The organism is Agreia sp. PsM10, from assembly GCF_030433855.1.
GTDB lineage: Bacteria > Actinomycetota > Actinomycetes > Actinomycetales > Microbacteriaceae > Agreia.
On the sequence record NZ_JARUXC010000015.1, the window covers coordinates 22455 to 46893 of the forward strand.

General features: G+C 67.8%; 25 protein-coding genes. 11 read left to right on the plus strand and 14 right to left on the minus strand.

The genetic code is table 11. From position 1 onward, the window contains the following. Nucleotides 1–129 precede the first annotated feature (129 nt). Nucleotides 130–1089, plus strand: a complete 960-nt coding sequence (locus tag QCD70_RS15930; RefSeq protein ID WP_301218067.1) for a type IV toxin-antitoxin system AbiEi family antitoxin domain-containing protein — start codon at nucleotides 130–132, stop codon at nucleotides 1087–1089. Between the two features lie 83 nt (nucleotides 1090–1172). On the opposite strand, the gene QCD70_RS15935 is transcribed toward QCD70_RS15930, so the two are convergent. Together QCD70_RS15935 and QCD70_RS15940 are read right to left on the minus strand one after the other, a co-directional pair. Further along, a complete protein-coding gene (locus tag QCD70_RS15935) occupies nucleotides 1173–1370 on the minus strand; it encodes a helix-turn-helix domain-containing protein (RefSeq protein ID WP_044442490.1) in 198 nt (65 codons plus the stop codon). A 111-nt stretch (nucleotides 1371–1481) separates the two neighbouring features. After that, on the minus strand, nucleotides 1482–1982 hold the full coding sequence (locus tag QCD70_RS15940; protein ID WP_301218070.1) for an ArsR/SmtB family transcription factor: 501 nt from the start codon (nucleotides 1980–1982) through the stop codon (nucleotides 1482–1484). Between the two features lie 142 nt (nucleotides 1983–2124). Between QCD70_RS15940 and QCD70_RS15945 the strand changes: the two genes are divergently transcribed. Together QCD70_RS15945 and QCD70_RS15950 are read left to right on the plus strand one after the other, a co-directional pair. Next, on the plus strand, nucleotides 2125–3567 hold the full coding sequence (locus tag QCD70_RS15945) for a TrkH family potassium uptake protein (protein ID WP_441004951.1): 1443 nt from the start codon (nucleotides 2125–2127) through the stop codon (nucleotides 3565–3567). Further along, nucleotides 3560–4228, plus strand: a complete 669-nt coding sequence (locus QCD70_RS15950; RefSeq protein ID WP_301218073.1) for a potassium channel family protein — start codon at nucleotides 3560–3562, stop codon at nucleotides 4226–4228. The genes QCD70_RS15945 and QCD70_RS15950 overlap by 8 nt, the downstream gene beginning before the upstream one ends. Nucleotides 4229–4305: 77 nt before the next feature. Here QCD70_RS15950 and QCD70_RS15955 read toward each other — a convergent pair whose 3' ends face one another. Both QCD70_RS15955 and proC read right to left on the minus strand, forming a co-directional pair. Further along, a complete protein-coding gene (locus QCD70_RS15955; protein ID WP_301218075.1) occupies nucleotides 4306–5037 on the minus strand; it encodes an SGNH/GDSL hydrolase family protein in 732 nt (243 codons plus the stop codon). 70 nt (nucleotides 5038–5107) lie between these two features. Next, the gene (gene proC, locus QCD70_RS15960) at nucleotides 5108–5956 is read right to left on the minus strand and encodes a pyrroline-5-carboxylate reductase (protein WP_301218077.1); all 849 of its coding nucleotides are present in this window, start codon (nucleotides 5954–5956) and stop codon (nucleotides 5108–5110) included. Nucleotides 5957–6027: 71 nt separating this feature from the next. On the opposite strand from proC, the gene QCD70_RS15965 reads away from it, so the two are divergent. Then, the gene (locus QCD70_RS15965; RefSeq protein WP_301218079.1) at nucleotides 6028–6987 is read left to right on the plus strand and encodes a cation diffusion facilitator family transporter; all 960 of its coding nucleotides are present in this window, start codon (nucleotides 6028–6030) and stop codon (nucleotides 6985–6987) included. 79 nt (nucleotides 6988–7066) lie between these two features. Here the strand turns inward: QCD70_RS15965 and tadA are convergent, their stop codons facing one another. Next, a complete protein-coding gene (tadA, locus tag QCD70_RS15970) occupies nucleotides 7067–7498 on the minus strand; it encodes a tRNA adenosine(34) deaminase TadA (RefSeq protein WP_301218195.1) in 432 nt (143 codons plus the stop codon). A gap of 90 nt (nucleotides 7499–7588) precedes the next feature. Between tadA and upp the strand changes: the two genes are divergently transcribed. The 4 genes from upp to QCD70_RS15990 all read left to right on the plus strand — a co-directional run bounded on the left by upp (nucleotide 7589) and on the right by QCD70_RS15990 (nucleotide 11062). Continuing rightward, complete coding sequence (gene upp, locus QCD70_RS15975; RefSeq protein ID WP_301218081.1) at nucleotides 7589–8221, plus strand: uracil phosphoribosyltransferase; 633 nt, start codon at nucleotides 7589–7591, stop codon at nucleotides 8219–8221. 400 nt (nucleotides 8222–8621) lie between these two features. Then, nucleotides 8622–9329, plus strand: a complete 708-nt coding sequence (locus QCD70_RS15980) for a winged helix-turn-helix domain-containing protein (RefSeq protein ID WP_301218083.1) — start codon at nucleotides 8622–8624, stop codon at nucleotides 9327–9329. A gap of 69 nt (nucleotides 9330–9398) precedes the next feature. Continuing rightward, on the plus strand, nucleotides 9399–10505 hold the full coding sequence (locus QCD70_RS15985; protein ID WP_301218085.1) for a carboxylate-amine ligase: 1107 nt from the start codon (nucleotides 9399–9401) through the stop codon (nucleotides 10503–10505). Next, on the plus strand, nucleotides 10502–11062 hold the full coding sequence (locus QCD70_RS15990; RefSeq protein ID WP_301218087.1) for an SRPBCC family protein: 561 nt from the start codon (nucleotides 10502–10504) through the stop codon (nucleotides 11060–11062). Before QCD70_RS15985 ends, QCD70_RS15990 begins: the two co-directional genes overlap by 4 nt. Before the next feature lie 12 nt (nucleotides 11063–11074). Here QCD70_RS15990 and QCD70_RS15995 read toward each other — a convergent pair whose 3' ends face one another. Both QCD70_RS15995 and QCD70_RS16000 read right to left on the minus strand, forming a co-directional pair. Next, nucleotides 11075–11503 (minus strand): hypothetical protein, encoded by a 429-nt coding sequence (locus tag QCD70_RS15995; protein WP_301218089.1) that lies wholly within the window; start codon nucleotides 11501–11503, stop codon nucleotides 11075–11077. A 62-nt stretch (nucleotides 11504–11565) separates the two neighbouring features. Then, nucleotides 11566–13113, minus strand: coding sequence for an ABC transporter C-terminal domain-containing protein (locus QCD70_RS16000; protein ID WP_301218091.1), 1548 nt, complete (start codon nucleotides 13111–13113; stop codon nucleotides 11566–11568). A 133-nt stretch (nucleotides 13114–13246) separates the two neighbouring features. Here QCD70_RS16000 and QCD70_RS16005 point away from each other — a divergent pair, with 133 nt between their 5' ends. Next, nucleotides 13247–13699, plus strand: coding sequence for a hypothetical protein (locus tag QCD70_RS16005; RefSeq protein WP_301218092.1), 453 nt, complete (start codon nucleotides 13247–13249; stop codon nucleotides 13697–13699). Nucleotides 13700–13744: 45 nt separating this feature from the next. Here the strand turns inward: QCD70_RS16005 and QCD70_RS16010 are convergent, their stop codons facing one another. The 7 genes from QCD70_RS16010 to QCD70_RS16040 all read right to left on the minus strand — a co-directional run bounded on the left by QCD70_RS16010 (nucleotide 13745) and on the right by QCD70_RS16040 (nucleotide 22312). After that, the gene (locus QCD70_RS16010) at nucleotides 13745–14398 is read right to left on the minus strand and encodes an HAD family hydrolase (protein ID WP_301218094.1); all 654 of its coding nucleotides are present in this window, start codon (nucleotides 14396–14398) and stop codon (nucleotides 13745–13747) included. Between the two features lie 40 nt (nucleotides 14399–14438). Beyond that, nucleotides 14439–16133, minus strand: a complete 1695-nt coding sequence (locus QCD70_RS16015) for a dipeptide ABC transporter ATP-binding protein (RefSeq protein WP_301218096.1) — start codon at nucleotides 16131–16133, stop codon at nucleotides 14439–14441. Then, nucleotides 16130–16981, minus strand: a complete 852-nt coding sequence (locus QCD70_RS16020) for an ABC transporter permease (protein WP_301218098.1) — start codon at nucleotides 16979–16981, stop codon at nucleotides 16130–16132. Before QCD70_RS16020 ends, QCD70_RS16015 begins: the two co-directional genes overlap by 4 nt. After that, a complete protein-coding gene (locus QCD70_RS16025; protein WP_301218100.1) occupies nucleotides 16978–17982 on the minus strand; it encodes an ABC transporter permease in 1005 nt (334 codons plus the stop codon). Before QCD70_RS16025 ends, QCD70_RS16020 begins: the two co-directional genes overlap by 4 nt. Next, nucleotides 17979–19625: an ABC transporter substrate-binding protein gene (locus tag QCD70_RS16030; protein ID WP_301218102.1), complete on the minus strand. Its 1647-nt coding sequence runs from the start codon at nucleotides 19623–19625 to the stop codon at nucleotides 17979–17981. The genes QCD70_RS16025 and QCD70_RS16030 overlap by 4 nt, the downstream gene beginning before the upstream one ends. Nucleotides 19626–19666: 41 nt before the next feature. Continuing rightward, a complete protein-coding gene (locus QCD70_RS16035; RefSeq protein ID WP_301218104.1) occupies nucleotides 19667–21088 on the minus strand; it encodes an FAD-binding oxidoreductase in 1422 nt (473 codons plus the stop codon). A 192-nt stretch (nucleotides 21089–21280) separates the two neighbouring features. Next, complete coding sequence (locus QCD70_RS16040; protein WP_301218106.1) at nucleotides 21281–22312, minus strand: ABC transporter substrate-binding protein; 1032 nt, start codon at nucleotides 22310–22312, stop codon at nucleotides 21281–21283. 23 nt (nucleotides 22313–22335) lie between these two features. Here QCD70_RS16040 and QCD70_RS16045 point away from each other — a divergent pair, with 23 nt between their 5' ends. Then, nucleotides 22336–23352, plus strand: coding sequence for a FecCD family ABC transporter permease (locus tag QCD70_RS16045; RefSeq protein ID WP_301218108.1), 1017 nt, complete (start codon nucleotides 22336–22338; stop codon nucleotides 23350–23352). Then, nucleotides 23349–24416 carry a FecCD family ABC transporter permease gene (locus QCD70_RS16050; protein WP_301218110.1) on the plus strand — a complete coding sequence of 356 codons (1068 nt, stop codon included), beginning with the start codon at nucleotides 23349–23351 and terminating at the stop codon, nucleotides 24414–24416. The genes QCD70_RS16045 and QCD70_RS16050 overlap by 4 nt, the downstream gene beginning before the upstream one ends. Nucleotides 24417–24439 lie beyond the last annotated feature (23 nt).

Here is a 24439-nt window from a genome sequence, read left to right on the forward strand (position 1 = left end):
GCGGATGCGCCGCAGGGGCGCGGACACTCGGCTGCTCGCCGCTCCTCCCCGAGTGGACCGAACGCGAGTTGTGCACACTTCTCGGGCGTGGACGCTCGTGGCCCGTGCTGAGGCTGCACTCTGACGGGCATGACAAGCAGCAGCAAGACCCGTCTCGTGCTCGCCCGCGAATTCGAGCGCCTCGGAGGCGACCGCCACGCACTTGCTCGTGCGCACACGTCCGGTCGCGCGATCAGACTTCGGAGAGGTGTCTACGCGTCTGCCGCCGAGTGGACGGATCTCGAGGATCTCGACCGGTATCTCCTCCGCATACGTGCTGTCGGGGAGACTCGTCGCGAGCGACCGGTGCTGTCGCACTGGTCCGCGGCCGCGATATGGGGCATCCCGATCATCGGCCGATGGCCGAGCGACGTTCACCGGGTGATCGATCGCGCATCCGGCGGACGTTCGAAGAACGGAGTCGTCGCGCATGTCACCGAGATGGCCTCGGTCGACGTGGTCGAGATCGACGGGCTGCTCGTGACGTCGTTCGCGCGAACCATCGTCGATCTGGCCACGGTGAGTTCGGCCATGTCGGGAGTCGCCGGCGCCGACTACGCCCTTCACCGCAAGCGATCCGGGCACTTCAGCAAAGATCAGTTGCTGGCCGAGTGGGAGGCGGCCAAGCCGCTGAAGGCCCACGCCCGGTCACTGCGCATCCTCGAGTTCGCCACCCACCTCGCCGACTCACCCGCCGAGTCTGCGGGGCGCGTGAACATGTATCTCGCGGGCTTCCCCGAACCCCGGCTTCAGACTCCCTTCTTCGACGTAGATGGATTCATCGGTGAACCCGACTACGACTTCGAGGGCTACGACCATCTGGGCGAAGTCGACGGCAGGTTCAAGTACTTCAAGCCCGAATACCTGCGCGGCCGTGAACCAGGCGACGTGATCTACGAGGAGAAGATCCGCGAGGACAGGTTCAAAGCCCTCCCCAAGAAGGTCACGCGCTGGGACTGGGCGGTCTGCATCAGCATCCCGAAGATGCGAGCCCGGCTGCTGCGCGACGGCCTGCCCATCGTCGACCCGCATCGCCGGTGGCGACGCTGAGCATCCGCGCCCCGCAGGTGCATTCGCTCCCGGCCGTCCAGCGGCGGATGCGCCCAGTGGGCGCGGATACTGCAGGCGGGCGGCTACGCCGTGTCTGCCGCGTGCTGCGTCAGAGCCTCAGCGACCGCGGTCTCGGGCACGCGGAAGCTGCGGCCGAAGCGGATCGCCGGCATCTCTCCGGAGTGCACCATGCGGTAGACGGTCATCTTCGAGACGCGCATCATGTCGGCGACTTCGGCGACCGTGAGGAAGCGCACGTCGGGCAGGTCTGAGCCGGCCATGCTTCCCCCTCGTGACGAGAACCCGTGAGTCACAGGAGTGACGAACGAGACTCCGTGATGATTCGTAACTCTAGGGGGTGCACCGGATGCGGGGCAACCGGGTGCGAGGGGCTACTTGCGCAGCCGCGACACCAGCTTGCTCGCGTTGGCCTGCAGGTCTTCGACCACGCTGCGCGCCTGGTGGCTCGACGTCGCGACCGTGCGCCCGACGTTGCGGGCGAACTCCGAGGCCACGCCCGCGGCATCCGGAGCCTGCACGCCGGAGGCGGTGTCGGCCCACTCGACGTCGTCGTCTTTGACCGAGCCGTCGAAGTCGGCAGAGAGGAACGGGATCACCCAGTCCTCCACGTCTTCGAGCGGCGACGCGTCGAGCTTGTAGTACCGGTGCTGGCCCTCTTCGCGAACGGCGACGAGGCCCGCGTCGCGCAGCACCTTGAGGTGCTTCGACACCGTGGGCTGGCTGAGGTCGAGCGCGTGCACGAGCTCCGACACGCTCGACTCCCCTGCGTGGGGCGACGCCTCGACGGCGTCGGCGGCCGCATATCGCTCGAGCAGCAACTCGAGAAGGTGGCGCCTCGTGGGGTCAGCGATCACGGAGAAGATGTCGGCCATGGCACAAGGCTAGTCAGTAGTCGCCCGATTGCTCCTCAGTTCGGGGGCCTGGCGCGCCGACCGGATGCCTCGCCGGAGTACCATGACTGGAATTCAATCGGCCGACCGAGCACCTGTCGGCCATGTCGACGAAGGACGCACGATGCGCATACCCGCACCCACGCGACGCTCCGTCTACGCCAGCCGCACGCCGATCGGCCGCGTGCGAGACATGATCGACGAGTTCTCCGAGCAGTCGCCCTCCCGCTTCGCGATCCTGATCTTCACGGCGATGATCCTCATCTTCACGGTGCTCTTCTCCCTGCCCATCTCGCAGGCCGACGGGGCGACCACCCCCATCGCAGACGCCCTGTTCACGGCCGTCTCGGTCATCTGCGTCACCGGCCTCTCGACCGTCGACATGGCCACGCACTGGTCGGTCGTCGGCCACATCTTCATCTTCATCGGCGTGCAGATCGGCGCCCTGGGTGTGCTGACCCTCGCCTCGATCCTGGGTCTCGCCGTGTCGCGCAAGCTCGGCCTGAAGAGCCGCCTGATGGCGGCGGGCGACACCAACCCCATGCGGATGCGCCACGGCGCCGTCTCGGAGGGCCAGGCCGTGCGGCTCGGCGAGATCGGCGGGCTGCTCGCGACGGTCGCGGTGAGCTCCCTCGTGATCCAGCTCGTGATCGCCCTGCTTCTCATCCCGCGCATGCTCGTCGACGGCGTCGAGCTCGCGCCGGCCATCACCGACAGTTTCTACTACTCGGCCATGGCGTTCACGAACACCGGGTTCTCCCCCAACGCCGAGGGACTCGCTCCGTTCGAGAACGACTACTGGTTCCTCAGCATCCTCATGCTCGGCGTGTTCATGGGAAGCATCGGGTTCCCGATCATCTACGTGCTCTCGCGCAACCTGAAGAAGCCCAAGCGCTGGTCGCTGCACGTGAAGCTCACGCTCGTCACCTCGTTGATCCTGATCGTGGCCGGGGCGGTGCTCTACATCGTGCTCGAGTTCGACAATCCGAAGACCTACGGAGACCTCAACGCGGGCGACACGATCTTTCAGTCGCTGTTCCTGTCGGTCATGACCCGGTCGGGCGGCTTCTCCACGATTCCCATCGACGACCTCAACGGCTCAAGCCTCCTGGTCACCGACATGCTCATGTTCATCGGTGGCGGCTCGGCATCGACGGCCGGCGGCATCAAGGTGACCACGCTCGCCGTGCTGTTCCTCGCCGCCTTCGCGGAGGCCCGCGGAAACGAGTCGATGGAGGCGTTCGGCCGCCGCATCCCGGGCGACGTGCTGCGACTGGGCGTGAGCGTGGTGCTGTGGGGCGCGACGACCGTGGCCGTCGCCACCATCGTCATCCTGCAGATCACCAAGGCGCCGCTCGACTTCGTGCTCTTCGACGTGATCTCCGCGTTCGCCACCTCCGGGCTCACGACCGGGCTCACGGCATCCCTGCCCGACTCGGGCATCTACGTGATGGCCGCCACGATGTTCATGGGCCGCGTTGGTACAGTGACACTCGCCGCCGCGCTGGCAGCGAGCCAGCGCAGGCAGCTGTTCAGACGACCCGAAGAGAGGCCCATCGTTGGTTGATCGCATCAAGCACGACGCCCCCGTCCTCGTGATCGGCCTCGGCCGGTTCGGTGCCGCCACGGCCGGACAGCTCGACCGCCTCGGCCGCGAGGTTCTGGCGATCGACGACAACGACGGCCTCGTGCAGAAGTGGTCGGAGCGCATCACCCACACCGTGCAGGCGGATGCGCGCAACATCGACGCGCTGCGCCAGATCGGGGCGGGCGAGTTCTCGATCGCCGTCGTCGCCGTCGGCTCGTCGATCGAGGCGAGCGTGCTCATCACAGCCAACCTGGTCGACCTGAAGGTTCCGCAGATCTGGGCCAAGGCCATCTCGAAGTCGCACGGCAAGATCCTGGAGCGCATCGGCGCCAACCACGTGATCTATCCCGAGGCCGAGGCCGGAGAGCGCGTCGCCCACCTCGTCTCGGGCCGCATGCTCGACTTCATCGAGTTCGACGACGACTTCGCCCTGGTCAAGATGTACCCGCCCAAGCCGATCCGCGGAAAGAACCTCACCGAGTCGGGCGTGCGCAGCCGGCACAACATCACGGTCGTCGGCGTGAAGTCGCCGGGCAAGCCGTTCACCTACGCAACCGAGAAGACGGTCGTCACCGACCACGACATCATCATCGTCTCGGGCACCTCGAGCGACATCGAGAAGTTCTCGGCCCTCGAGTAGCGGCTCGCCTGTTGCCCCGGGCGACGGATGTTGCCGGTCGCCCGGTAACGTTCGTCGCGTCGGGCAACAGGGGCGTCTCAGGCCACTGGGCGCGGCTCCGTGCTCGCGCGGACGCTCTGCGCACGGCGCGAGACCGTCGGCAGAAAGGCCGACGCCCAGACCACGTAGCCCCGGTCGTTCGGGTGGAAGAGGTCGCCGGCCGCCTGGTAGACGGCGCGCACGATCCCCTGGCGCTTCGTCACCGCATACAGCGGCGCAACGGTCAGACCGTGCCGGGCTGCGGTCGCGCGCACGATCCGATTCGCCACCGAGACCAGACGCTCCCTCTGCGGAATGTGGAAGCAGGGCAGGTCGGCGACGATGGCCGACGACGGCAGCTGCGCGTACACCTCCTCGAGTTCGCGCGTGAAGCGCTCCTTCTCGAAGCTGTTGATGTCGTTCGCGCCGATCGACACGGTGAGCAGGTCGGGTTGCACGTCGCGCAGCAGCGTGGCCAGCTTCGGCATCTGGATGGCGATCGCCTCGCGCAGACGGGCGCCCGCAACGCTGAGATTGACGATGCGAACGGTGCGCCCCGTCTCCGCCGCGAAGCGGTCGGCCACGATCTGCACGTAGCCGCGGTTGGGCTTGGACGCGCCGATGCCCTGGGCTGCGGAGTCCCCGATCACGACATAGAGCAGCTCACCCGCCTTCTTCTGGCGAGCCCTCCAGAACGCCGAGTTGACCGGAATGGTGAGGTTGATGCGGGCGGCCTCGGCCTCGCGATGGCGCACGATCAGGCTGATCGGCCAGAGGGAGAGAAGATTCACGCTGAAACGCTACGCCCGTTCCCTGAGGTTGGCGAAGGGGTTGATCTCGATCAGCGCAAGAACGGGTGGGTCAGCCGGCGGCGAGCTCCCGGGCGCGGGCGAGGGCCGCATCCGTCGCCCGGGCGAAGAGGTCATCGACTCCCCCGTCCTGCAGCACGGCGATGGCGCGCTCCGTCGTTCCGTTGGGGCTCGTCACCTGTCGACGCAGCTCCGTAGGCGTCGACCCCGACGCGGCGAGCAGTTGCGACGCGCCCAGGAATGTGCCGTTCACGAGAACGGCCGCCTCCTCCGGAGTGAAGCCCTTCTGCATGGCGACCGCGGTGAGCTGCTCGATGAGGAAGAACACGTACGCCGGACCCGACCCCGAGATCGTGCTCAAGGCATCCAGTTTCTCTTCGGGAACGACCACGACCTCGCCGACCGTCTCGAACACCCGCGTGACCAGGGCGAGCTGCTCCGACGTCGAGCGGGTGCCCGCCGACAGCCCGGTCACCGCGCTGCCCACGATCGCGGGCGTGTTCGGCATCGACCGCAGCACGGCGACGGAATCGGGCAGGCGCTGCTCGAACGTCGCGACGGTCACGCCGGCCGCCACGCTCACGACGATCGCGCCGGGCTCCAGCGCATCCGCGATCTCGTCGAGCAGCGCGGGCACCATGGGCGGCTTCACCGCCACCAGAACGATGGATGCCCCGGCCACGGCCAGGCGGTTCGCCTCGGGCTCGTCGTCGGTCGCCCAGGCCGTGACCGCGTCGACATCGTCGAACTCTGCGGCGCGCGAGGCCGAGCGGTTCGTCACGCGGATTCCGCCGGAGACGTCGACCGTGGGCGCGAGCAGCCCGGAGAGGATGGCGCGGCCCATCGATCCGGCGCCGAGGATGGCGATGGCGGGCAGGGAGACGGGAGAGGTGTCGGTCACCCGTCCATCCTAGGATTGGGGTTCGACGGGGAAGCCGCCATCGGAACACAGAGCGCGCAGAGGTCACACACATGAGCACATCCGGAGGCAGCAAGGCGATCCTCGCCGCGCTGGCGGCCAACATCGGCATCGCCCTCACAAAGTTCATCGCGTTCCTCTTCTCCGGGTCGTCGTCGATGCTCGCCGAGAGCGTGCACTCCGCGGCCGACTCCGGCAACCAGCTTCTGTTGCTGCTCGGTGGCCGCAAGTCGCGCAAGCAGGCCGACCGTGCGCATCCGTTCGGCTACGGCCGCGAGCGCTACGTCTACGCCTTCGTCGTGTCGATCATTCTGTTCTCGGTGGGTGGGGTCTTCGCCCTCTACGAGGGAATCGAGAAGGTGAACGACCCGCATCCGCTCGAGGTGTGGTGGCTGCCTCTGCTGGTGCTCGCCATCGCCATCGGGCTCGAGGGCTTCTCGCTGCGCACGGCCATCGGCGAGTCGAACCACACGCGCGGCTCGCAGAGCTGGCTGCAGTTCATCCGCCGCGCGAAGGCGCCGGAGCTGCCGGTCGTGCTGCTCGAAGACACGGCCGCCCTTCTGGGGCTCGTCTTCGCGTTCGCCGGCGTGGGCCTCACCGTGCTCACCGGCAATGGCATCTGGGACGGCATCGGAACGATCTTCATCGGGGCCCTGCTCGTGCTGGTCGCCATCATTCTCGGTATCGAGACGAAGAGCCTGCTCGTGGGCGAGGGCGCCACCGACGAAGACCTCGCGAAGATCGAGAACGCCATCACGTCGAGCCCCGAGGTCGAGCACCTCGTTCACCTCAAGACCATGTACCTCGGGCCCGACGAGATGCTCGTCGGCGCCAAGATCACGCTGCCGGCGGTCACGACCCTCACCGACATCGCCCTCGCCATCAACGCGGTCGAGGCGCGCATCCGCGAGGCCGTGCCCATCGCCCGCGTCATCTATCTGGAGCCGGACGTGTACGCGCCGAGCGTGGCGGAGGCCGTCGCAGACGCAACGGATACACCCGCCGCGAACTGAGCGCGGACGCCGAGCGCGCGTGTTCCAGCCGCACGCGCGGTCACTGCACGCGCGCTCGTCAGAAAAGGGCGCGCTCGACCTAAAGTCGCGAGCGGAAGAAGGTCGTCAGAGCGGCAGCGCACGCATCCGCCTCGACGCCCGCCCACACCTCGACCGTGTGGTTGAGGCGCCGGTCGCGAAGCACGTCGTAGACGGAGCCGACCGCGCCGGCCTTCTCGTCCCACGCGCCGAACACCACGGTGGGCACGCGCGCCGCCAGGATCGCCCCACCGCACATCACGCACGGCTCCAGGGTGACGATGAGCGTGCACCCCTCCAGGCGCCAGTCGCCGGTCTGCTCGGCGGCCGCCCGCAGCGCCAGCACTTCGGCATGCGCCGTGGGATCGTGCCGCAGCTCGCGCTCGTTGCGGCCGCGCCCGATGACCCGACCCGAGGCATCCAGAACCAGGGCCGACACGGGAACGTCGCCCGACGCCTCGGCCAGCCGGGCGTCTGCGAGCAGCTCGCGCATGCGCTCGCCGTACGCGGCAGGCCATGGATGCGCGGGGCTCGGTCGTTCGGACATGCCGCCAGTACCTTTCCGCTCCAGTAGATTGAGCCTATGCGAGTTCACGTTGCCGACCACCCGCTCATCACGCACAAGCTCACCGTGCTGCGAGACAAGTCGACGCCGGCACCCACATTCCGGGCGCTCACCGAAGAGCTCGTCACCCTGCTCGCCTACGAGGCCACCCGCGAGGTGCGCACCGAGGTCGTCACCATCCAGACGCCGGTGGCCGAGACGCAGGGCCTCGCGATCTCCGAGCCGCGTCCCCTCATCGTTCCCATCCTCCGCGCGGGCCTCGGCATGCTCGAGGGCATGGTCAAGCTCATTCCCAGCGCCGAGGTCGGATTCCTCGGCATGGTGCGCAACGAGGAGACGCTCGAGCCCACCACCTACGCCGAGCGCCTGCCCGACGACCTGAGCGACAGGCAGTGCTTCGTTCTCGACCCGATGCTGGCCACGGGAGGGTCGCTCGGAGCGGCCATCGAGTTCCTCTTCGACCGCGGCGCCGTCGATGTCACCGCCATCTGCCTGCTTGCAGCACCCGAGGGCGTCGCCGCTCTCGAGAAGGCCACCGAGGGCCGCGAGGTGCACCTCGTGCTCGGAGCGATGGACGAGCGTCTCAACGAGAAGGGCTACATCGTTCCCGGCCTCGGAGACGCGGGCGACCGGCTCTACGGCCTCGTCTGATCGGGCGCGGGGCATCTCGATCGGCCCCGTGTCAAAAAAATGCTTGACATGCGGAGTCATATTCCGCTTAGCTTTCGTTCATGACTGACAACGCGCTCGCCCTTACCTCCTTTGAGGCATTGGGGACTGCTGGCATGATGATGCCCAGCAGCGCTGTCATGTGTTGCCGAATGTGTGCTTGACCAGACACTGCGCCTGACACGTCAGGTTCGCTGGGTTCCGAGGTCTACGTCTCTTTTCACGAAAGAGACCTCCGAATCCCCCGCCTGGTTCTGAACCACAGAACCGTCCGCGGTCTACGGCTATCCAGCCGCACCATTCGCACGACCCGCCCACAGGCATCCGTTTCTTCGCCGTATCCGGCCGGATGACCTGGGCACTTCATCGAAGGATCTCTCCCATGTCTCTCGCACACCTCGACACTCGTCCCTCCGCCCCCATCGCCTCGATCGGCCGCCCCGAGCAGTTCGCCGCCGAGTCGACGCCCGCCCGACTCCGCGCGGTTCCCACGGGCACCGAAGCTCGCGGTTTTGTCCTCTACGTCGGAATCGACGAAGACAAGGCCGCCGCCGACGGCACCGACCTCTCGGAGATCGTCGCCCAGCTGCGGGCCCTCGCCGCGCAGCTCTCCCCCTCCTCCGAGACCTATGCCGCCGTCGCCCTCGCGCCCCGCGGTGCCGGCGGGCGCGACGTCGACGTGGTTCGGCTCGCCCTTCAGGACCCGGCGGCCCTGGCCAAGCACCGCCACGCTCCCGCCGATGAGGATCGCGCCCGCGACGGCGTCGTCATCGACCTGTCGCGCAAGCGCGTGCTGCTCGACAACGAGGCGGCCAACCTCACGTACAAGGAATTCGAGCTGCTGCAGTACCTCGTTCTGCGCGAGGGCCGCACCATCGACCGCGCCGAGCTCATCGGGTCGCTCTGGTCTGCAGACGACAGCGACATTCCGAACGAGCGCACCATCGACGTGCACGTGCGCCGACTGCGCGCGAAGCTCGGCGACTACGAGGACATCGTGCGCACGGTGCGCGGCGCCGGCTACCGCTTCGATCGCCACGCCGATGTCTCGGTGCAGCACACGTCGACGCCGTCGCCCGACCTGTTCTAAGCCGATAGCACGCCGGCCCGCGGTCCGCTCCCGGTCGCTTTGTTCGGGAGACCGCATTAGGTTGTGGTCATGAGCGCGGAACTGACGCTGGGCGCAGAAGAAGAGCTTCACCTCATCGACCTCGACTCCTGGCGGCTGTCCGCCTCGGCGCCGCAGCTACTCAAGAGGCTCCCGTCCGGCAGTTACGCTGCCGAGCTTCAGCGCACCACCGTCGAGACGAACACCGAGGTCACCGAGACCCTGGCCGGGTTGCGAGCCGAGCTCGTGCGGTTGCGACGAGGCGTGATGGATGTCGCCGGGCCGCTGGGCGTCGGAATCGCCGCCGTCGGCACCGCACCCCGCTCGGAGATCTCCGACTTCGAGCTCACCTCGTCGCAGCGCTTCGGGGCCATGCAGGAGAAATACCGGCTGCTCGTGGACGAGCAGCTGATCTGCGGTTTCCAGGTGCACGTGGGAGTCTCCGACCGCGATCTCGCCATCCAGCTCGCGCAGCGCGTGGCCGAGCATCTGCCCGTTCTGCTGGCCCTGTCGGCGAGTTCGCCGTTCTGGAACGGACATGACACCGGCTATTCGAGCGTGCGCAGCCTCGTCTGGCAGCGCTGGCCGAGCGCCGGAGCGACCGGCCCGCTCGAATCCGCCGCCGAGTACGACGAACTCATCGCCGACCTGATCGGCACCGGTGTGATCGCCGACGACGGCATGGCCTACTTCGACATCCGGCCGTCGGCACACGCGCCGACCCTCGAACTGCGGGTGTGCGACGCGCTGCCGCTCGTCGACGACGCGGTGCTCGTCGCCGGCCTGTTCAGGGCGGCCGTACGCGCCGCCGAGATCGACATCGAGAACGGCGTTCCCCTGCAGCCTCGGCGAGCACCCGTGCAGCGGGCCGCGCTCTGGCAGGCCGCGCGCACAGGACTCTCGGCCGAACTGCTCAGCGCCGGAGCACGACCGCATCCCATCGAAGCAGCGGAGGCGGTTCGCAGCCTGGTCGACGGCCTCCGGCCCGCGCTCGACGAGTTCGGCGACTACGACGAGGTGCGGGCCCTGGCGGAGGACGCCCTCGCCCGAGGCAACTCGTCAGACAGGCAGCGCACGACGTTCGCACGCACACAACAGCTCGACGACGTCGTGAGACTCGTGGTCGCCGAGACCCAATCGATCGGAGCACGCCCATGACGACGAACCCGCGCCGCGCGATCGGCTTCACCACCGAACTCGTCGCGGGCGCCGTGGCTCTCCGCAGTTGGACTGTCGCACTCCAGACGCCGCCCACCGAGTTCTACCCGCGCTTCGGCCCGCTGCCCGCGGTCGTGGGCGTCGTGGGCCAACCCGACACGTGGGATGTCGTGGGCTACACGCGCACCCTTCGATTGTCCGACGGCGGCACCGTCGTCGAGACGATCACGCACAGCGAGCCCGGCGTGTTCTTCGCCTACGACCTGAGCGAGTTCACGGGCTTGCTCGGCCGACTCGTGAGCGGAGGACGCGCCGAATGGACCTTCACCCCGGCAGGTCCCGGTGGCTCCGACGCCTCGGGTGGCCCCGGCGGCTCGAGCCCCCACTCCGAATCGGCGACCACGAACATCCGCTGGCAGTACCGGTTCTTTCCGCTGCGGGGCCGGGCGTTCATCGTGCGTGCGATCGTGGGGCTGTTCTGGGCGCCGTACATGCGTCGCGTGCTCGGCACGATCGTCGAGACGATCGAGGCTCGGGGCAGCCGGCCTCACGACTGAGCCGGGCGCGGGCTACAACGTGGCGCAGGGGCTGGACGCCGACAGGATGATCGCGGGCGCGCCCTGGCCGGCGTCGCTCACCTCGTCGATACGCACGTAGTACCCCGCTTCGGAACGCAGGGACAGGCCCGAGGTGGCGTCGGACGAACCGTCTGCCGCGACCTGCTTCGACACCGTCCAGCCGCCGTCCGCAGAGAACGTCGCGGCTACCGAGTCGATCCATGACGAACGGTCGAAGCCGTCGGCCACCCGTATCGTGCGGGTTCCGTCGTATTGGCCCGTATCGCCCGCCTCGTCACAGGGAATCAGGTTGTCCGCGTCAGTCGAGTCCGTCACGTATTCGGACGGCAGCGTCTTCTCGATGTCGTCGCGCAGCGCGAGAGCGCTCTGCTTGGCCTCGTCGAAAGTCTGCTGTTTGCTCGTCGGGTTCAGATTCATCACACCGCATCCTGTCACTGTCGTCATACACGCGATCGCCACGATGGCGAGAACTACGCCGCGCCTCACGACCCGGCCGGCTTCTTGCCGAAGAGCAGGTTCGTGAGGCCGTCCTTGACCTCATCACTGGTACGACCCGAGGCGACGAGGCTGTGGTTGTCCTTGGACTCGTTCACGAGGTTCCATCCGGCGAACGGATCGAGGAGGTCGGGTTTGGTCAGGCCGATTCCCGAGTCGAGAACGGTGAATCCGTTCTCCGCACTGGGAGTCAGGGGGAAGCCCATCTCCACTTCGGTGATGTGAATCTGAGGGTCGAAAATCGATCCGCTGATATCGATCTCGGGGATCGAGGCGTGCAGCCCTCGAGCCGCGAGGATCATGTCGCCCTCGGTCGTGTAGTCGTAGTACGACGTGCCGGATTGCGGCTTCCAGCCGTCGTCCATGCCGATTCCCGAGAGGGAGACGACATTCTCGTAGTGAGCACCGGCCTGCTCGCTCGCCGTGAGGATGGCGAGGCCCGCCGAGTGTCCGACCGCCGTGGTCGGCAGCGGCGGCAGTCCGGATGCGTCGAGCCCCGTCTGGAACTGGGCCATCGTGCGCCCGAGATCCATCGCGATCGAGGTGTCCGACGGGGGATGCGAGAGGTCCCACTGGGGGTAGTAGCCGTCTTTCGTGACGAAGACCAATGTTCCCGGCACGCGGTCCGCGAGCGACGACGACAGAGCCTGGATGTCGTTGCCGTAGCCGATCTTCGCGTTGCCGTAGAACGAGTCCATGGTCGTCGCCGTGCCCGGAATCCATGTCATCTGCTGGGTGGCGGTCTCGGGGTTGCCGATCATCTCGACTAGCCGGTCGGCGTCTTTGTCGTAAGTGTAGAGCTGCACGTCGCCGTCGACTGCCTTCTGCAGGTAGCCGTTCTCGTTCTTGAGTGCGCTGAGTTCGTCGCGCAGGGCCTGGATGTCGCCGGCTCCCGTGATGGAGCTGAGTGCATACCTCCACGGCTCTGCGAGCTGCTGCTCGATCTCTTCGATGCGGGCGTCGTTCGCCTCGATCTGGTCGCCGGCGATGTTCGCGTTGGCAGCGACGCGGTCGAGGGCGGGAACACCATCGAGACCTCCGACGAGTTCGGGAGCGTTCTCGATGAGGCGTGCCTGCTCCTCCGGCGTCAGAGACTCCCACCAGTCGTGGGCCGCGTCGGGGTCTTTGCTGTACTTCTCTGCGAGCTCGCGCAGCTCGTCGGTCGACAGGTCTTCGAGGTCGTCGACGGACTTGCCGCCGAGTTCACCGGACGGCGTGCCGTCGCCAGGCCCCTGCCCCGAACCGCCGGGCCCTGCGCCACCACCGGCATCCGAGCTCGTGGCCTCCTGCTCGTCGGCGTTCTTGACGAGGATCGTCACGAGACCGTGCAGGCTGCCGCTCGCGCGAGTGAGCCCCGGCCTGTACTGAGAGTTCCAGTGGGCCGTGAACTCGGAGCCGTCTGGTCCGAGCCAACGCGTGCTGCCGAGCGCTGCCGACAACCCGTTCGCCGTATCGTCGAGTTGACGGCTCGCCGTGTCGACGAGTTTCGCGAATGCACGAAGCTCGTTGACGTCCGCGCCTACGAATCCGGCCATGAACCGACTCCTTCGTTCCCCGATGTGCAGTGATTCCCCACGTGACTCAGAGTAGGAGGCGGCGGGGCGGAAGGCCATGGGGAGAGGTCCCCATCGGCCTCCGCGCCGATGCCCGCGCTGGTAGATTCTCCGCGTGTCTCAACAACCACGGCCCACCACAGAGTTCCGCTGGGCCGCAGGCCTGCTCATCGCCCAAGGCGTTCTGATGGAGGGTCTCGTCGTCATCGGGCTTGCCGTGCTTCTCGCTACGGGAGTCACGCAGGACGTCATCACGAGGAATGCAGAGATCTTCGCCCTGGATTATCTGCAGGACAACCTGTACCTCATGATGGCGATGAGTGGAGTCTTCGCGGCCCTGCGGGTGATTGGCGGCATTGCTCTCTGGCGGGATCGCCTGTGGGGATTAGCCCTATCGCTCGTCAACTGCGCGGTGACACTCACGCTCATGATCTTCCTGCTGCCCGCCGGAATCGCTGACGGACTGCTGTCGGGAGCTGCCTTGGTGCTCATCCTGCATGGGTGGCTCGGAAAGGATCGCGATGGACGACCGCGATCGATCGCACGCACGAACCCGCGCCCTCGCTGATTCTCCATCGAGTACCAACGTCTATCCTTGCGGCCACGAAAGCACTCAGCGGCCCGCACGAATGCGGTTCTCGACAACGCCGAGCAGCGCGGCAGTCGTGCCCTCCACCACTGTCGGAGCCCATTCTTCGGACCAGGATCGCCCATGGCTGACCCACGCCGTCTCGAAGCCGGCAGCCCGTGCGCCGGCGATGTCGGCCTCGACATGATCGCCGACCATCCAGGCGACTCCGTCTGTATCCGCGAGCGCGCGGGCAGCCTCGAAGATCCGAGCGTCGGGCTTCTTGAAGCCCAGTTCTCCTGAGATCGCGCTTCCGGCCACGATGTCGGCGAGGCCCGTGCGCTGCAGTTTCATCCGCTGCTGCCGGGCATCCCCGTTCGTGATGATGACGAGGCGTTCGCCGATCGCCCTCAACGCGTCGAGCCGGGCCAGCACACCGGGGTAGCACTCGATGCGGTCGACATGCTCGTAGCGCAGCTGGTCGACGAGGCCCTTGAGGTCAACGGATGCCAGGTGCAACCGCTCGATGATCATGGACGCGATCGAGGGGCGCGGTGTGTACCCGTGTGCATCCACCTCGATGAGCCACTCGACATCGGTTGCGTCGCCACCCCACGCGATGACCGACTTCTGCGCCCAGCTCGCGAACGCGCCGTCTCGATCGACGAGGGTGTTGTCGAGGTCGAGAAATACGGTCACGGGGAGATCCTAGGAGAGCCCTGGCCTCGAACTCGAGGCATCAGGCGATCGGATGCCCCGGGCCGGGGCTCGTGCGCGGGATCGCCGCGAGCAGGGCGCGGGTGTACGCATGCTTAGGGCGCGCGAAGATCTGGTCGACGGCGCCGCTCTCGATGACCTTCCCCCGCTGCAGCACCGTCACCGTATCCGCCAGCTGCCTGACCAGCGCCAGGTCGTGCGAGACGAGCAGATACGAGAGGCCGTGCTCTCGTTGCAGACGCGACAGCAGCTCGAGGATGCCCGCCTGCACGCTCACGTCGAGGGCCGACGTCGGTTCGTCGAGCACCAGGACATCCGGCCGCACGATGAGGGCCCGGGCTATGGCGACGCGCTGGCGTTGACCGCCCGAGAGCTGGCCCGGTCGGCGCGAGAGCACGGATGCCGGCAGCCCGACCTCCTCGATCGTTTGCTCCACGAGACGGGCGCGGTCGGCCCGCTCGCCGACGTGGAAGCGGTCGAGCGGTTCCCGCACGATCTTGCTCACCCGCCAGGTGGGGTCGAGCGATGTGAAGGGGTTCTGGTAGACGAGCTGCAGGTGGCGCCGCAGACCGCGCAGCCCCACCGACGTCTGCCCGTGCACCTGAGTGCCCGCCACCTCGATCCGTCCGGCATCCGGCTGTTCGAGGCCCAGCAGTAGGCGCACGGCGGTGGTCTTGCCCGACCCCGATTCGCCGACGAGCGCATGGGTCGTTCCCCTCGCGACCGTGAACGAGACGCCGTCGAGCGCGGTCACGTCCACGTCGCGCGCACGGAACCGCTTGGTGGCGGCGTGAACCTCCACCGCGGGTGAGGCGTCGGCCGGTGTGGTGCCGGATGCCGCGCCGCGCTGGATGCGATACCGGTCGGGGTTCAGGGCGGGCACGTCGGCGTGCAGCTGCCGCGCGTACTCGGACGTGGGGGTCGAGAAGACCTGGCTCGACGAGCCGCTCTCCTCGACGATCCCGTTCTTCAGCACCACGATCGAATCCGCCCGCTCGGCGGCGACCGCGAGGTCGTGCGTGATCAGCAGCAGGCTGATGCCCAGGTCTCGGCGCAAATCGGAGAGCAGGTCGAGGATCAGCTTCTGAATCGTCACGTCGAGCGCCGAGGTGGGCTCGTCGGCGACGATGAGCGCCGGCCTCGGCAGCACGGTCAGCCCGATGAGAACCCGCTGCAGCATGCCGCCGGAGAGCTGATGCGGATACGAGGCGTAGACCCTCTCGGGGTCGGGAAGGCCGACCCGCTCGAACACCGACAGGATGTCTCGGCGCCGGACCCGCGCATCCGATTCGCCCGTGAGCGCCGCGGCCTCGTGGGCCTGCGAGCCGATGGTCCGCACCGGGTTGAGGGCCGACGACGGATCCTGCGGAATGTAGCCGAGAAGCCGGCCGCGCAGCGGCCTGAACTGCCGCTCTGGCAGGCCGAACAGCTCGCGACCGTCGAGGCTCACGCTTCCACTGACGGCGCTCTCGCCCGCCGGAAGCAGGCGCAGGATGCTCTTCGCCACCGTCGATTTTCCCGAGCCCGACTCGCCGATCAGCGCCAGGCTCCTCCCGCGCTCCAGGGTGAATCCCACGTCTCGCACGACCGTGGTGCCGCCGTACGAGACAGACAGCCCCTCGACGCTGAGCAGAGGTCGGCCGTCGGTTCCGCTGGTACGAGCGGGTGGCACGATCTGCGGGAGCGCCGGCCGCGTGGTGTCGATCGATACGGTCATTGTGTTCTCCTCAACCAGGTACTGATGCGGTTCACGGACAGCACGGTGATCACGATCACCAGCGCCGGAGCGTAGATGAGCCACGGTGCAGTCGCGTACGACTTGCCCGAGGCAACGAGCAGGCCCCAATCGGATGCCGGTGGCGGGTCCCCGTAGCCGAGGAACGCGAGCGACGCGATCACCAGGATCGAGGTGCCGAACTGGAGCACGGCCAGCGCGACCACCGACTTGTAGGTGTTGGGGAGGACGTGGCCGAGCAGCGCGTGGAGCCGGTTGCCGCCCTGCAGGTAGGAGGCCTCGACGAAGACCGACCCGCGCGCCCGCAGAACCTCGGCACGCATCAGTCGGGCGAAGATCGCGATGGCGGAGACTCCGGTCGCGATCGCCGCGTTGATCGTCTGGAAGCCGAGCGAGCTCACGATGACGACGGCCAGGAGGAAGCTCGGGATGGCGAGCAGAACGTCGACGACTCGGCCGAGCACGACGTCGACCGCCCCGCGAAGAAATCCGCTCGCGAGGCCGATGACGCTGCCGACGACGAGCCCGATCGACACGGCCACGAGCGCGCTCGTCACGGACGATGCCGTTCCGTACACGACGCGAGCGAACACGTCTCGTCCGAGGTGATCGGTTCCGAACCAGTGGGCGCCGCTCGGCGCCGTCAGCTTCTCGGCCGTGTCTCCGACCGACGGATCGTACGAGGTGAACAGCCAGGGCACCAGCGACCACAGCAGCACGATCACGATGACGACGGCGGCGATCGCCACCGTCGGCGGCACGCGAACGGCCGAACGCCCAGCGGCGCGGATGCGCTCCGTCGGTGCCACGAGTCCTGTCAGGCTGGTCATGCGGGCACCTCGAGCTTTCGTTCGGACGTCGCGTCTCGTTCGCGCGTCGCCTTTCGTCGGGACGTCGCGTCGAGCCGGGGGTCGAGCAGCGGCGACACGAGGTCGGCGAGCAGGTTCACCGTGACGAAGACGACGGCGGCCAGCGACACCACGGCCTGCAGCACCGGCACGTCCTGGCTGGTGACGGCTTTCTGCACGACCGTGCCGAGCCCGTCGCGACCGAAGATCGTCTCGGTGATCACGGCCCCTCCGAGCAGTTCGCCCACGATGAGTGCGATCATCGCGACGGCCGGAAGCATCGAGGGCTTGACCAGGTGCCGCGCGAACAGTCGAGCCTGGCTCAGCCCGCGGGAGCGTGCGACGAGGGCGTACTCCTGCCGGGACTCATGGTCGAGGTTGGCGATGAGCACCTCGGCCAGCGGCGCCGACACCGGGATGGCGAGGGTCAGGGCGGCGAACAGGGTCGCCGCCGCACTGTCGGGATCGATCGTGGTGAAGGCGTGCAGCCGGAACGCGAAGATCTCGATCAGGATGAGGCCGACGACGAAGTTGGGAACCGACAGGAAGAGCGACGGCACCGATCGCAGCACCCCGCGCGCCCACCGGCTCGGCAGGTACTGCACGCCGTAGGCGATCACCACCGCGATCGCTACCGACAGCAGCAGCGCGGTGCCCGCCAGCGTCAGCGTCGAGGGCAGGGCATCGCCGAGCAGTTGCGACACGGGCAGATTCGACTGCAGCGAGAACCCCAGGTCTCCGGTGACGAAGCGCCCGAGCGACAGGATCAGCTGGATGACGACGGGTTTGTCGAGTCCGTAGTGCGCGACGACCTGCTGGATCTCATCGTCCGTGAGACCGTTCTGCGGATCTCGGAGCATGTTCGTGATGGGATCCCCGGGCAGCACGCTGATCACCAGGAAGGTTCCGACGTAGGCCAACAGGATGACGATCACGGCCTGCGCGGCCCGCAGCAGCGCGTATCGCCCGTACGACCTGCTCACGGCGCGATCCAGGCGGTCGCGAAGTTGGCGTACGCCAGACCGTTGAAGGTCACGCCCTTCACCTTCGGCGACAGCAGGTAGAGGCGCTGTACGAGCTCGACGGTCGGAATGGAGTACCCCTGCTCGAGCACGTACTGCTGCAGGTCGTCGACGAGCGCCTGTCGCGAGTCGCGATCCGAGGCCGTGGCGATTCCGTTCGCCAGATCGTTCAGCTTCTGGTCGCTCGTTCCCGTTTTGAACCAGTCCTCGCCCTTGTTCTGGCTCGTGAGGATTCCCGCGACGGTGCCCACATCGACGAAGCTTCGCGACGTCTGGAACAGGGGCGGATGCGCGGCGAGGACCGCCGCGTAGCCCGACACGTCGACGACGTTCAGGTTCACCTTGATGCCGATGCGCTTCAACTGCTGGGCGATCAGCTCGTCCTCGGCCTGAGTCGAGGGAACGTAGGGATTGGGGGTCACCGTGAACTCGAGCGTGGTGCCGTCCTTCGACCGGTAGCCGTCGGAGCCGAGCACCCACCCCGCCTCATCGAGCAGTTCTTCCGACTTGTCGGGGTCGTACGAGAGCAGCTCGCTGTAGTCGCCGGCCTCGGGAACGTTGCCCTGGAGGAACGACGTGGCCACGTCCCATTTGTCGGTGTACACGGTGTCGACGATGTCCTGGCGATCGATGCCGTGCTGGATGGCCTGTCGGACGGCGAGTTCGTTCGTGGGCGCCACACTGGTGTCGACCTGGAACCCGTCGGTGAAGCCCAGGTAGCGAGGGGTGTCGACGACGAATCCCTGGTCGGTGAGCGACTCGATCTCCTGCGGTTCGACGTTGTATGCCACGTCGGCCTGCCCCGACGCCACGGTCGAGGTGCGCACGGAGGTGTCCTTGATCACCTTGTAGGTGATCGTGTCGAGGTACGCGGCGCCGGTGTGGCCGATCGCCTCCGGTCCCCAGTCGTAGTCGGGCCGCTTCTCGAGAACGTAGCTGTCACCCTGCGTGAACGACTTCACCGTGAACGGCCCGCTGCCGATCTGCTTCGCGAGATCGGCCTGATCGTCGATGGACAGGGCCAGGGTCGCGGGCGACAGCAGGATGGTGCCGTGGTAGGCCAGCGTCGGGATGAAGCTCAACGCCGGCGAGGTGAAGAAGACGTGCACGGTCGAGCTGTCCGTCGCTTCTGCCCGATCGAAGTTGCCCGAGGGGAAGAGACCCACCTTGCTGATTCCTCGGTCGGGATCGCCCTTGGCCCAGATGTTGATGTTGTCGACGACCGCGGCCGCATCGAGCGGGCTGCCGTCGGAGAAGGTGACGCCCTCCTTGAGGTGCAGAACGAACTCGGTCGCCCCGTTCAGCTCCTCCCAGCTGGTGGCGATCCACGGACTGAGCGTTCCCTGCTCGTCGACGTAGATCAGCTTGTCGGTGATCTCGCCCCACAGGTTGCCCTCGTAGCTCGAGATCGACGTCTTGCTCGACACCCAGCCCGCGTCGTAGCCCTGGATGAGGAAGGTCAGGTCACCGCCCTCGACTGGAGCGGAGTCGGAGGACGATGGCGCGGAGGCCGTGCCCGCGGCGCACGCGGCGAGCAGTGCTGTCGTTGCGGCGGCGGCCACGACGGCGCTGGCGGCCCGCCGTATTCTCTTCGAGATGATCATGGTGTTCTCTTTCTGCTGGAGAGGTGCGAGGGGATGAGTGCCTAGATGGCCTTGCCGGGATTGAGCAGGTGCTGGGGATCGAGCGCGGTCGCGATGGCACGCTGCGCGGCGATCGACCGCGGGGAGAGTTCGAGGGCGGCCCACTCGCGCTTGAGCGTGCCGATGCCGTGCTCACCCGAGACCGTTCCGCCGAGTGCGAGCGCGATTCGAACGAGCTCCGTGGCCGCATCGGCGAGAGACTCGGGAACGACCGCGGGGTCGTCGCCCGGGCCGATCTCCTGTGTGATCAACGGGTGGAGATTTCCGTCACCCGCGTGGGAGACGGCCGAGATCTCGACTCCGAACCGGGCCTCGAGGGCGGCGAAGGACCGATAGACGGCGGGGAGCGCCGACTTCGGAACCGCGATGTCCTCTCCGATGAACCGGCGCGATCCGGGCAGGCCCCGGCCGTGTCGGCGCAGCTCCCAGAGCGCCGCCGCATCCTCGTCCGATTCCACCGTGACGCGTGCGCCGACCCTGGCGAGAGCATCCTCGAGGTCTGCGGCCTGCTCGTCGATGCCGTAGCCGTCGAGCTCGATCAGAATGAGCGATTCGCCCCGTTCACGGAGCCGCGTGCCGGAGTGCGCATCGATGCCCTCGAGGCTGACCCTGTCGAAGAACTCGACGATGGCCGGGCGCACGGGCGAGAGCGTGATCGCGCCCAGACCGTCGGCACCGGATGCCGTGCTGTCGAAGAACGCGGTGACGGTTCGACGGGCGACGGGAAGGGGACGCAGGCGAAGGGTGGCACGCACCACGATGCCCAGCACGCCCTCCGACCCCACGAAGAGCGATGTCAGGTCGAGGCCGGTGACTCCCTTGATGGAGCGGTGACCGACGCTGATCAGGCTGCCGTCGGCGAGCACGACGTCGAGGGCCAGCACCGACTCGCGGGTCACCCCGTACTTGGCGCAGCGCAATCCGCCGGCGTTCGTGGCGATGTTTCCGCCGATCGACGAGATCTCGAAACTGGCCGGATCAGGCGCGTAGAACAACCCGAACTGGTGCAGATGCGCGTTGAGGTCTCCGTTGATGACGCCCGGTTCGACGACCGCCACCTCGTCGAGAGGCGAGACCTCCACGATGCGGTTCAGCCGCTCGGTCGAGATGACGAGCTGGTCGTCGGTCGCGCCCGCGCCGCCGGCCAGACCGGTTCCCGCACCCCGGGCGACCACGGTGACACCGAATTCGGCTGCGAGACGCACGAGCGTCTGCACCTCGTGGGCGGTCGTCGGGAAGGCCACCGCGGGGCCCCGGCGGCCGTCACGCACCGCCTCGGGCCGCGGCGCAGTCGCATAGTCGTAGCGATAGGCCGCGGTGTCGGTGGATGCCGGCCGCACCTCGATCTGCGGGTGCCGGTTCTGCACGGCGCTCGTCAGGGCGCTGGCAGGGCTGATCGTCGCGGTCGTCTCGGCTGTTGTCATCGTGGATCGGTCCATTCCTCGTAAGGAGACCGATACTGATGGAGCCACGACCGCCGCAGCGGTTCAGCGCGTAACTTTCAGACGCCGACGTAACACAACGTCAGGTGCTTCCGGTGCGCCCGACTGCTGGCTAAGATCCTGCGCCGGGCTGCGCGCGTACGGCGCTGTGCGACAAGCACGACCCGACGAGTGCTACCCGGCGAGCGTCTCCTCGAGCTGGGAGAGAACGCCCCGCGCGGCGGTCGGGCCGACATTCAGGTAGAACACGTCGTCGTCGACCGCGACGACCTGCTCGTCGTCGACCGCTGCGAGGGTGGGCCAGAGGGGTAGCGACGTCAGCTGCGAGTCATCGCCGCCCTGAACCCCGTAGAAGATCCAGTCGGCGTCTGCCTGGTCGAGCTGCTCCGAACTGATGTCGACCGACGTGTCGTCGACGAACTGCTGGCTCTCCGGACGAGCGAGCCCCGCATCCTCTGCCACGGATCCACTGAAGGAGGCGACACCGAAGACCCGGGTTCGGTCGGCGTTCTTGCGCAGGAACGACACGGTGGGCGCTCCCTCCACCGTGGCGCCGAAGGCCTGTGCGTCATTCTGGTAGTTGTCGAGCCACTGCTCGGCCTGGCCGGTCTTGCCGATCGAATCGGCGAGCAGGAGAAAGTCCTGCTTCCAGTACAGGCCCGTGCCCTGGGTGACGACGGTCGGGGCGATGGCGCTCAGGCTCGCATACAGAGCCGTCGCGTCCTTGCCCGCGCTGCTCATCAGGATCAGGTCGGGGGCGAGGTTCGCGATCGTCTCGACATCGGGCTCGAAGCGACTGCCCACGTAGGTGACCGCATCGAGGGCATCCTTCTCGTCGGGGAACGCGTCGTAGAGGTACGGCGGAACCATGTCGGCGCCGTCACCCGACGTCGAACCGATCGGCACGACTCCGAGCGTCAGCAGCGCGTCGGCCTGCCCGGTCGAGATCACGACCACCTTCTCGGGGGCGCGGTCGATGACCGTCTCGCCTGCGAAATGGGCCACGGTGCGGGGAAAAACGCCGTCGTCCGCGCCGCTGCCCTTGCCCTCCGGCATGGTGCGCGGGGTCACATACTCGACCGGATGCGCGTCGGCCGTGGAGGGCGAGGTCGATTCGGGCGTCGCGGTCGAGCATCCGGTGAGTGCAAGGGCGGCAAGGAGAACGGCGGCAAGCGAGGCGCGCCTCGTCGATTGGATGGCAGGCATCAGATAAGCATAGGCTTACCTAAGTGAGCGACGAGACGAGACGACGTTCTCACACCGGCAGGGTGGTCGCCTGCCTCGTAGCGGGATGCGCACTCGTTGTTCTGCTCGCCCTGCTGAGCCTGGCCATCGGATCGAAGAATCTGAGCATCGGCGAGGTGTGGAGCGGGCTCCTTGCCGGCGACGGCTCGCGCGAGTCGATCATCGTGTGGCAGCTGCGCATGCCCCGCACCGTCCTCGCCATGCTGGCGGGGACCGCGCTCGCCGTCTCGGGTGTGCTCATGCAGGCGCTGACCCGCAACCCTCTCGCCGAGCCCGGGCTTCTCGGCGTGAACGCCGGAGCCGCCTTCGCCGTCGTGATCGCGATCTCCGTCTTCGGCGCCGCACGCAGCGGCGACTACCTGTGGGCAGCCTTCGCCGGGGCCGGCCTCGCCTCCGTCTTCGTCTATCTCATCAGTGTCCGCCGCACTCGAGCGAGCGACCATGCCCGACTCGTGCTGGCGGGCGTGGCCCTCACGGCCACCCTGGGCGCCTGCACTCGAATCATCACGCTGTTCGACGCGACCGCCTTCGACTCCTACCGGTTCTGGGTGATCGGCTCGGTCGCTGACCGCGGCATCGACGTGGTCATGTCGGTTCTGCCCTTCATCGCGGCGGGGCTGATCGTCGCCCTGCTCCTCGGGCCGTCGCTCAATGCCCTCGCGCTCGGCGACGATCAGGCCGTGGCCCTCGGAGTGCCGGTCGCGGCACTGCGCATTCTCGTGATCGCCACCATCACCCTGCTCTGCGGCGCGACCACGGCAGCAGCCGGACCCATCGCGTTCGTCGGCCTCGTGGTTCCGCACGTGCTGCGGCTTGTCGTCGGCGTCGATCAGCGCGCCATCCTCGGCCTTTCCGCCCTCGTCGGCCCCTCGCTGCTGCTGGCGGCAGACGTGATCGGCCGGGTCGTCTCCCAGCCGTCGGAGCTCGAGGTGGGCGTGGTCACCGCCTTCATCGGCGCCCCCGTGCTCATCGCGCTGCTGCTTCGACGGAGGCCGGCATGACCGGCCCGGGCAGAGGCTCGGTGCCGCGCGGCTACGCCCGGTTCCGGATGCCGGTCGGCAGCTCCCTGCTCGTGCACCGCCGCTCCGCCGTCGTCGCCACAGTCCTGCTGCTGTTCGCCGCGACGCTGGCGATCGTCGAGATCTCCACGGGAACCTACGACATCACCCCGAGCGGAGCCTTCCGCGCCCTCCTCGGCGAAGGATCGGACGTCGACCGATTCATCGTGGTCGACCAGCGCCTGCCCCGCGCGGCCGCGGCCCTCCTTGTCGGAGCCGCGCTCGGCGCATCCGGAGCCATCTTTCAGAGCGTGTCGCGCAACCCGCTGGGCAGCCCCGACATCATCGGCTTCACCACCGGCGCCGCGACCGGCGGCCTCGCCGTGATCCTGCTCCTCGGCGCGTCGACGGCCACGACCATTCTGGTGGGCACTCTCGTGGGCGGTTTCGCCACGGCCGCCGTGGTGATCGCACTGGCCGTGCGCCGCGGAGCGACGGGAGACCGGCTGGTGCTCTCGGGCATCGCCGTGGCCGCGATGCTGGCCGCCACGAACGATTACCTCGTGAGCCGCGCCGATATTCAGGACGCCGAGGTGGCCCAGGCCTGGCAGTACGGAAGCCTCAATGCCATCTCCTGGGCGCCCCTGCTGCCGCTGGCCGTGGTGCTGGTGTTCGCCATGCCTGCGGCGCTGGTCGCGTCACGATCCCTGCGCATCCTCGAGCTCGGCGACGACACGGCCGCCGCCGTCGGCCTGCGACTGGTGCGCGCCCGAACCGTCGCCCTGGCCCTGGGCGTGTGCCTGGCCGCCATCGCCGTGGCAACGACCGGACCCATCGGCTTTCTCGCGCTGGCCGCGCCCCAGCTCGCCCGACGCGTCGCCCGATCACCGGGCGTGACCGTGCTTGCGTCGGCGGCCATGGGGGCCGCGATCCTCGTGGGCGCCGACCTTCTCGCGCAGCGGCTGCTGTCGCCGTTCCAGATTCCCGTCGGGCTCGTGACGGCGGCCGTCGGCGGGGCGTACCTCGTGTGGATGCTTGCGCTGGCCCCTGCTCACAGGTCGCGGTGATCGCCGGCCGGCCATCCCGAAAT

Coding starts and splice junctions, on each gene's coding strand:
- QCD70_RS15930 (WP_301218067.1), top strand. CDS start 130: ATGACAAGCAGCAGCAAGACCCGTCTCGTGCTCGCCCGCGAATTCGAG.
- QCD70_RS15935 (WP_044442490.1), bottom strand. CDS start 1,370: ATGGCCGGCTCAGACCTGCCCGACGTGCGCTTCCTCACGGTCGCCGAA.
- QCD70_RS15940 (WP_301218070.1), bottom strand. CDS start 1,982: ATGGCCGACATCTTCTCCGTGATCGCTGACCCCACGAGGCGCCACCTT.
- QCD70_RS15945 (WP_441004951.1), top strand. CDS start 2,125: ATGCGCATACCCGCACCCACGCGACGCTCCGTCTACGCCAGCCGCACG.
- QCD70_RS15965 (WP_301218079.1), top strand. CDS start 6,028: ATGAGCACATCCGGAGGCAGCAAGGCGATCCTCGCCGCGCTGGCGGCC.
- tadA (WP_301218195.1), bottom strand. CDS start 7,498: ATGCGCGAGCTGCTCGCAGACGCCCGGCTGGCCGAGGCGTCGGGCGAC.
- upp (WP_301218081.1), top strand. CDS start 7,589: ATGCGAGTTCACGTTGCCGACCACCCGCTCATCACGCACAAGCTCACC.
- QCD70_RS15980 (WP_301218083.1), top strand. CDS start 8,622: ATGTCTCTCGCACACCTCGACACTCGTCCCTCCGCCCCCATCGCCTCG.
- QCD70_RS15985 (WP_301218085.1), top strand. CDS start 9,399: ATGAGCGCGGAACTGACGCTGGGCGCAGAAGAAGAGCTTCACCTCATC.
- QCD70_RS15990 (WP_301218087.1), top strand. CDS start 10,502: ATGACGACGAACCCGCGCCGCGCGATCGGCTTCACCACCGAACTCGTC.
- QCD70_RS16000 (WP_301218091.1), bottom strand. CDS start 13,113: ATGGCCGGATTCGTAGGCGCGGACGTCAACGAGCTTCGTGCATTCGCG.
- QCD70_RS16015 (WP_301218096.1), bottom strand. CDS start 16,133: ATGACCGTATCGATCGACACCACGCGGCCGGCGCTCCCGCAGATCGTG.
- QCD70_RS16020 (WP_301218098.1), bottom strand. CDS start 16,981: ATGACCAGCCTGACAGGACTCGTGGCACCGACGGAGCGCATCCGCGCC.
- QCD70_RS16030 (WP_301218102.1), bottom strand. CDS start 19,625: ATGATCATCTCGAAGAGAATACGGCGGGCCGCCAGCGCCGTCGTGGCC.
- QCD70_RS16035 (WP_301218104.1), bottom strand. CDS start 21,088: ATGACAACAGCCGAGACGACCGCGACGATCAGCCCTGCCAGCGCCCTG.
- QCD70_RS16040 (WP_301218106.1), bottom strand. CDS start 22,312: ATGCCTGCCATCCAATCGACGAGGCGCGCCTCGCTTGCCGCCGTTCTC.
- QCD70_RS16050 (WP_301218110.1), top strand. CDS start 23,349: ATGACCGGCCCGGGCAGAGGCTCGGTGCCGCGCGGCTACGCCCGGTTC.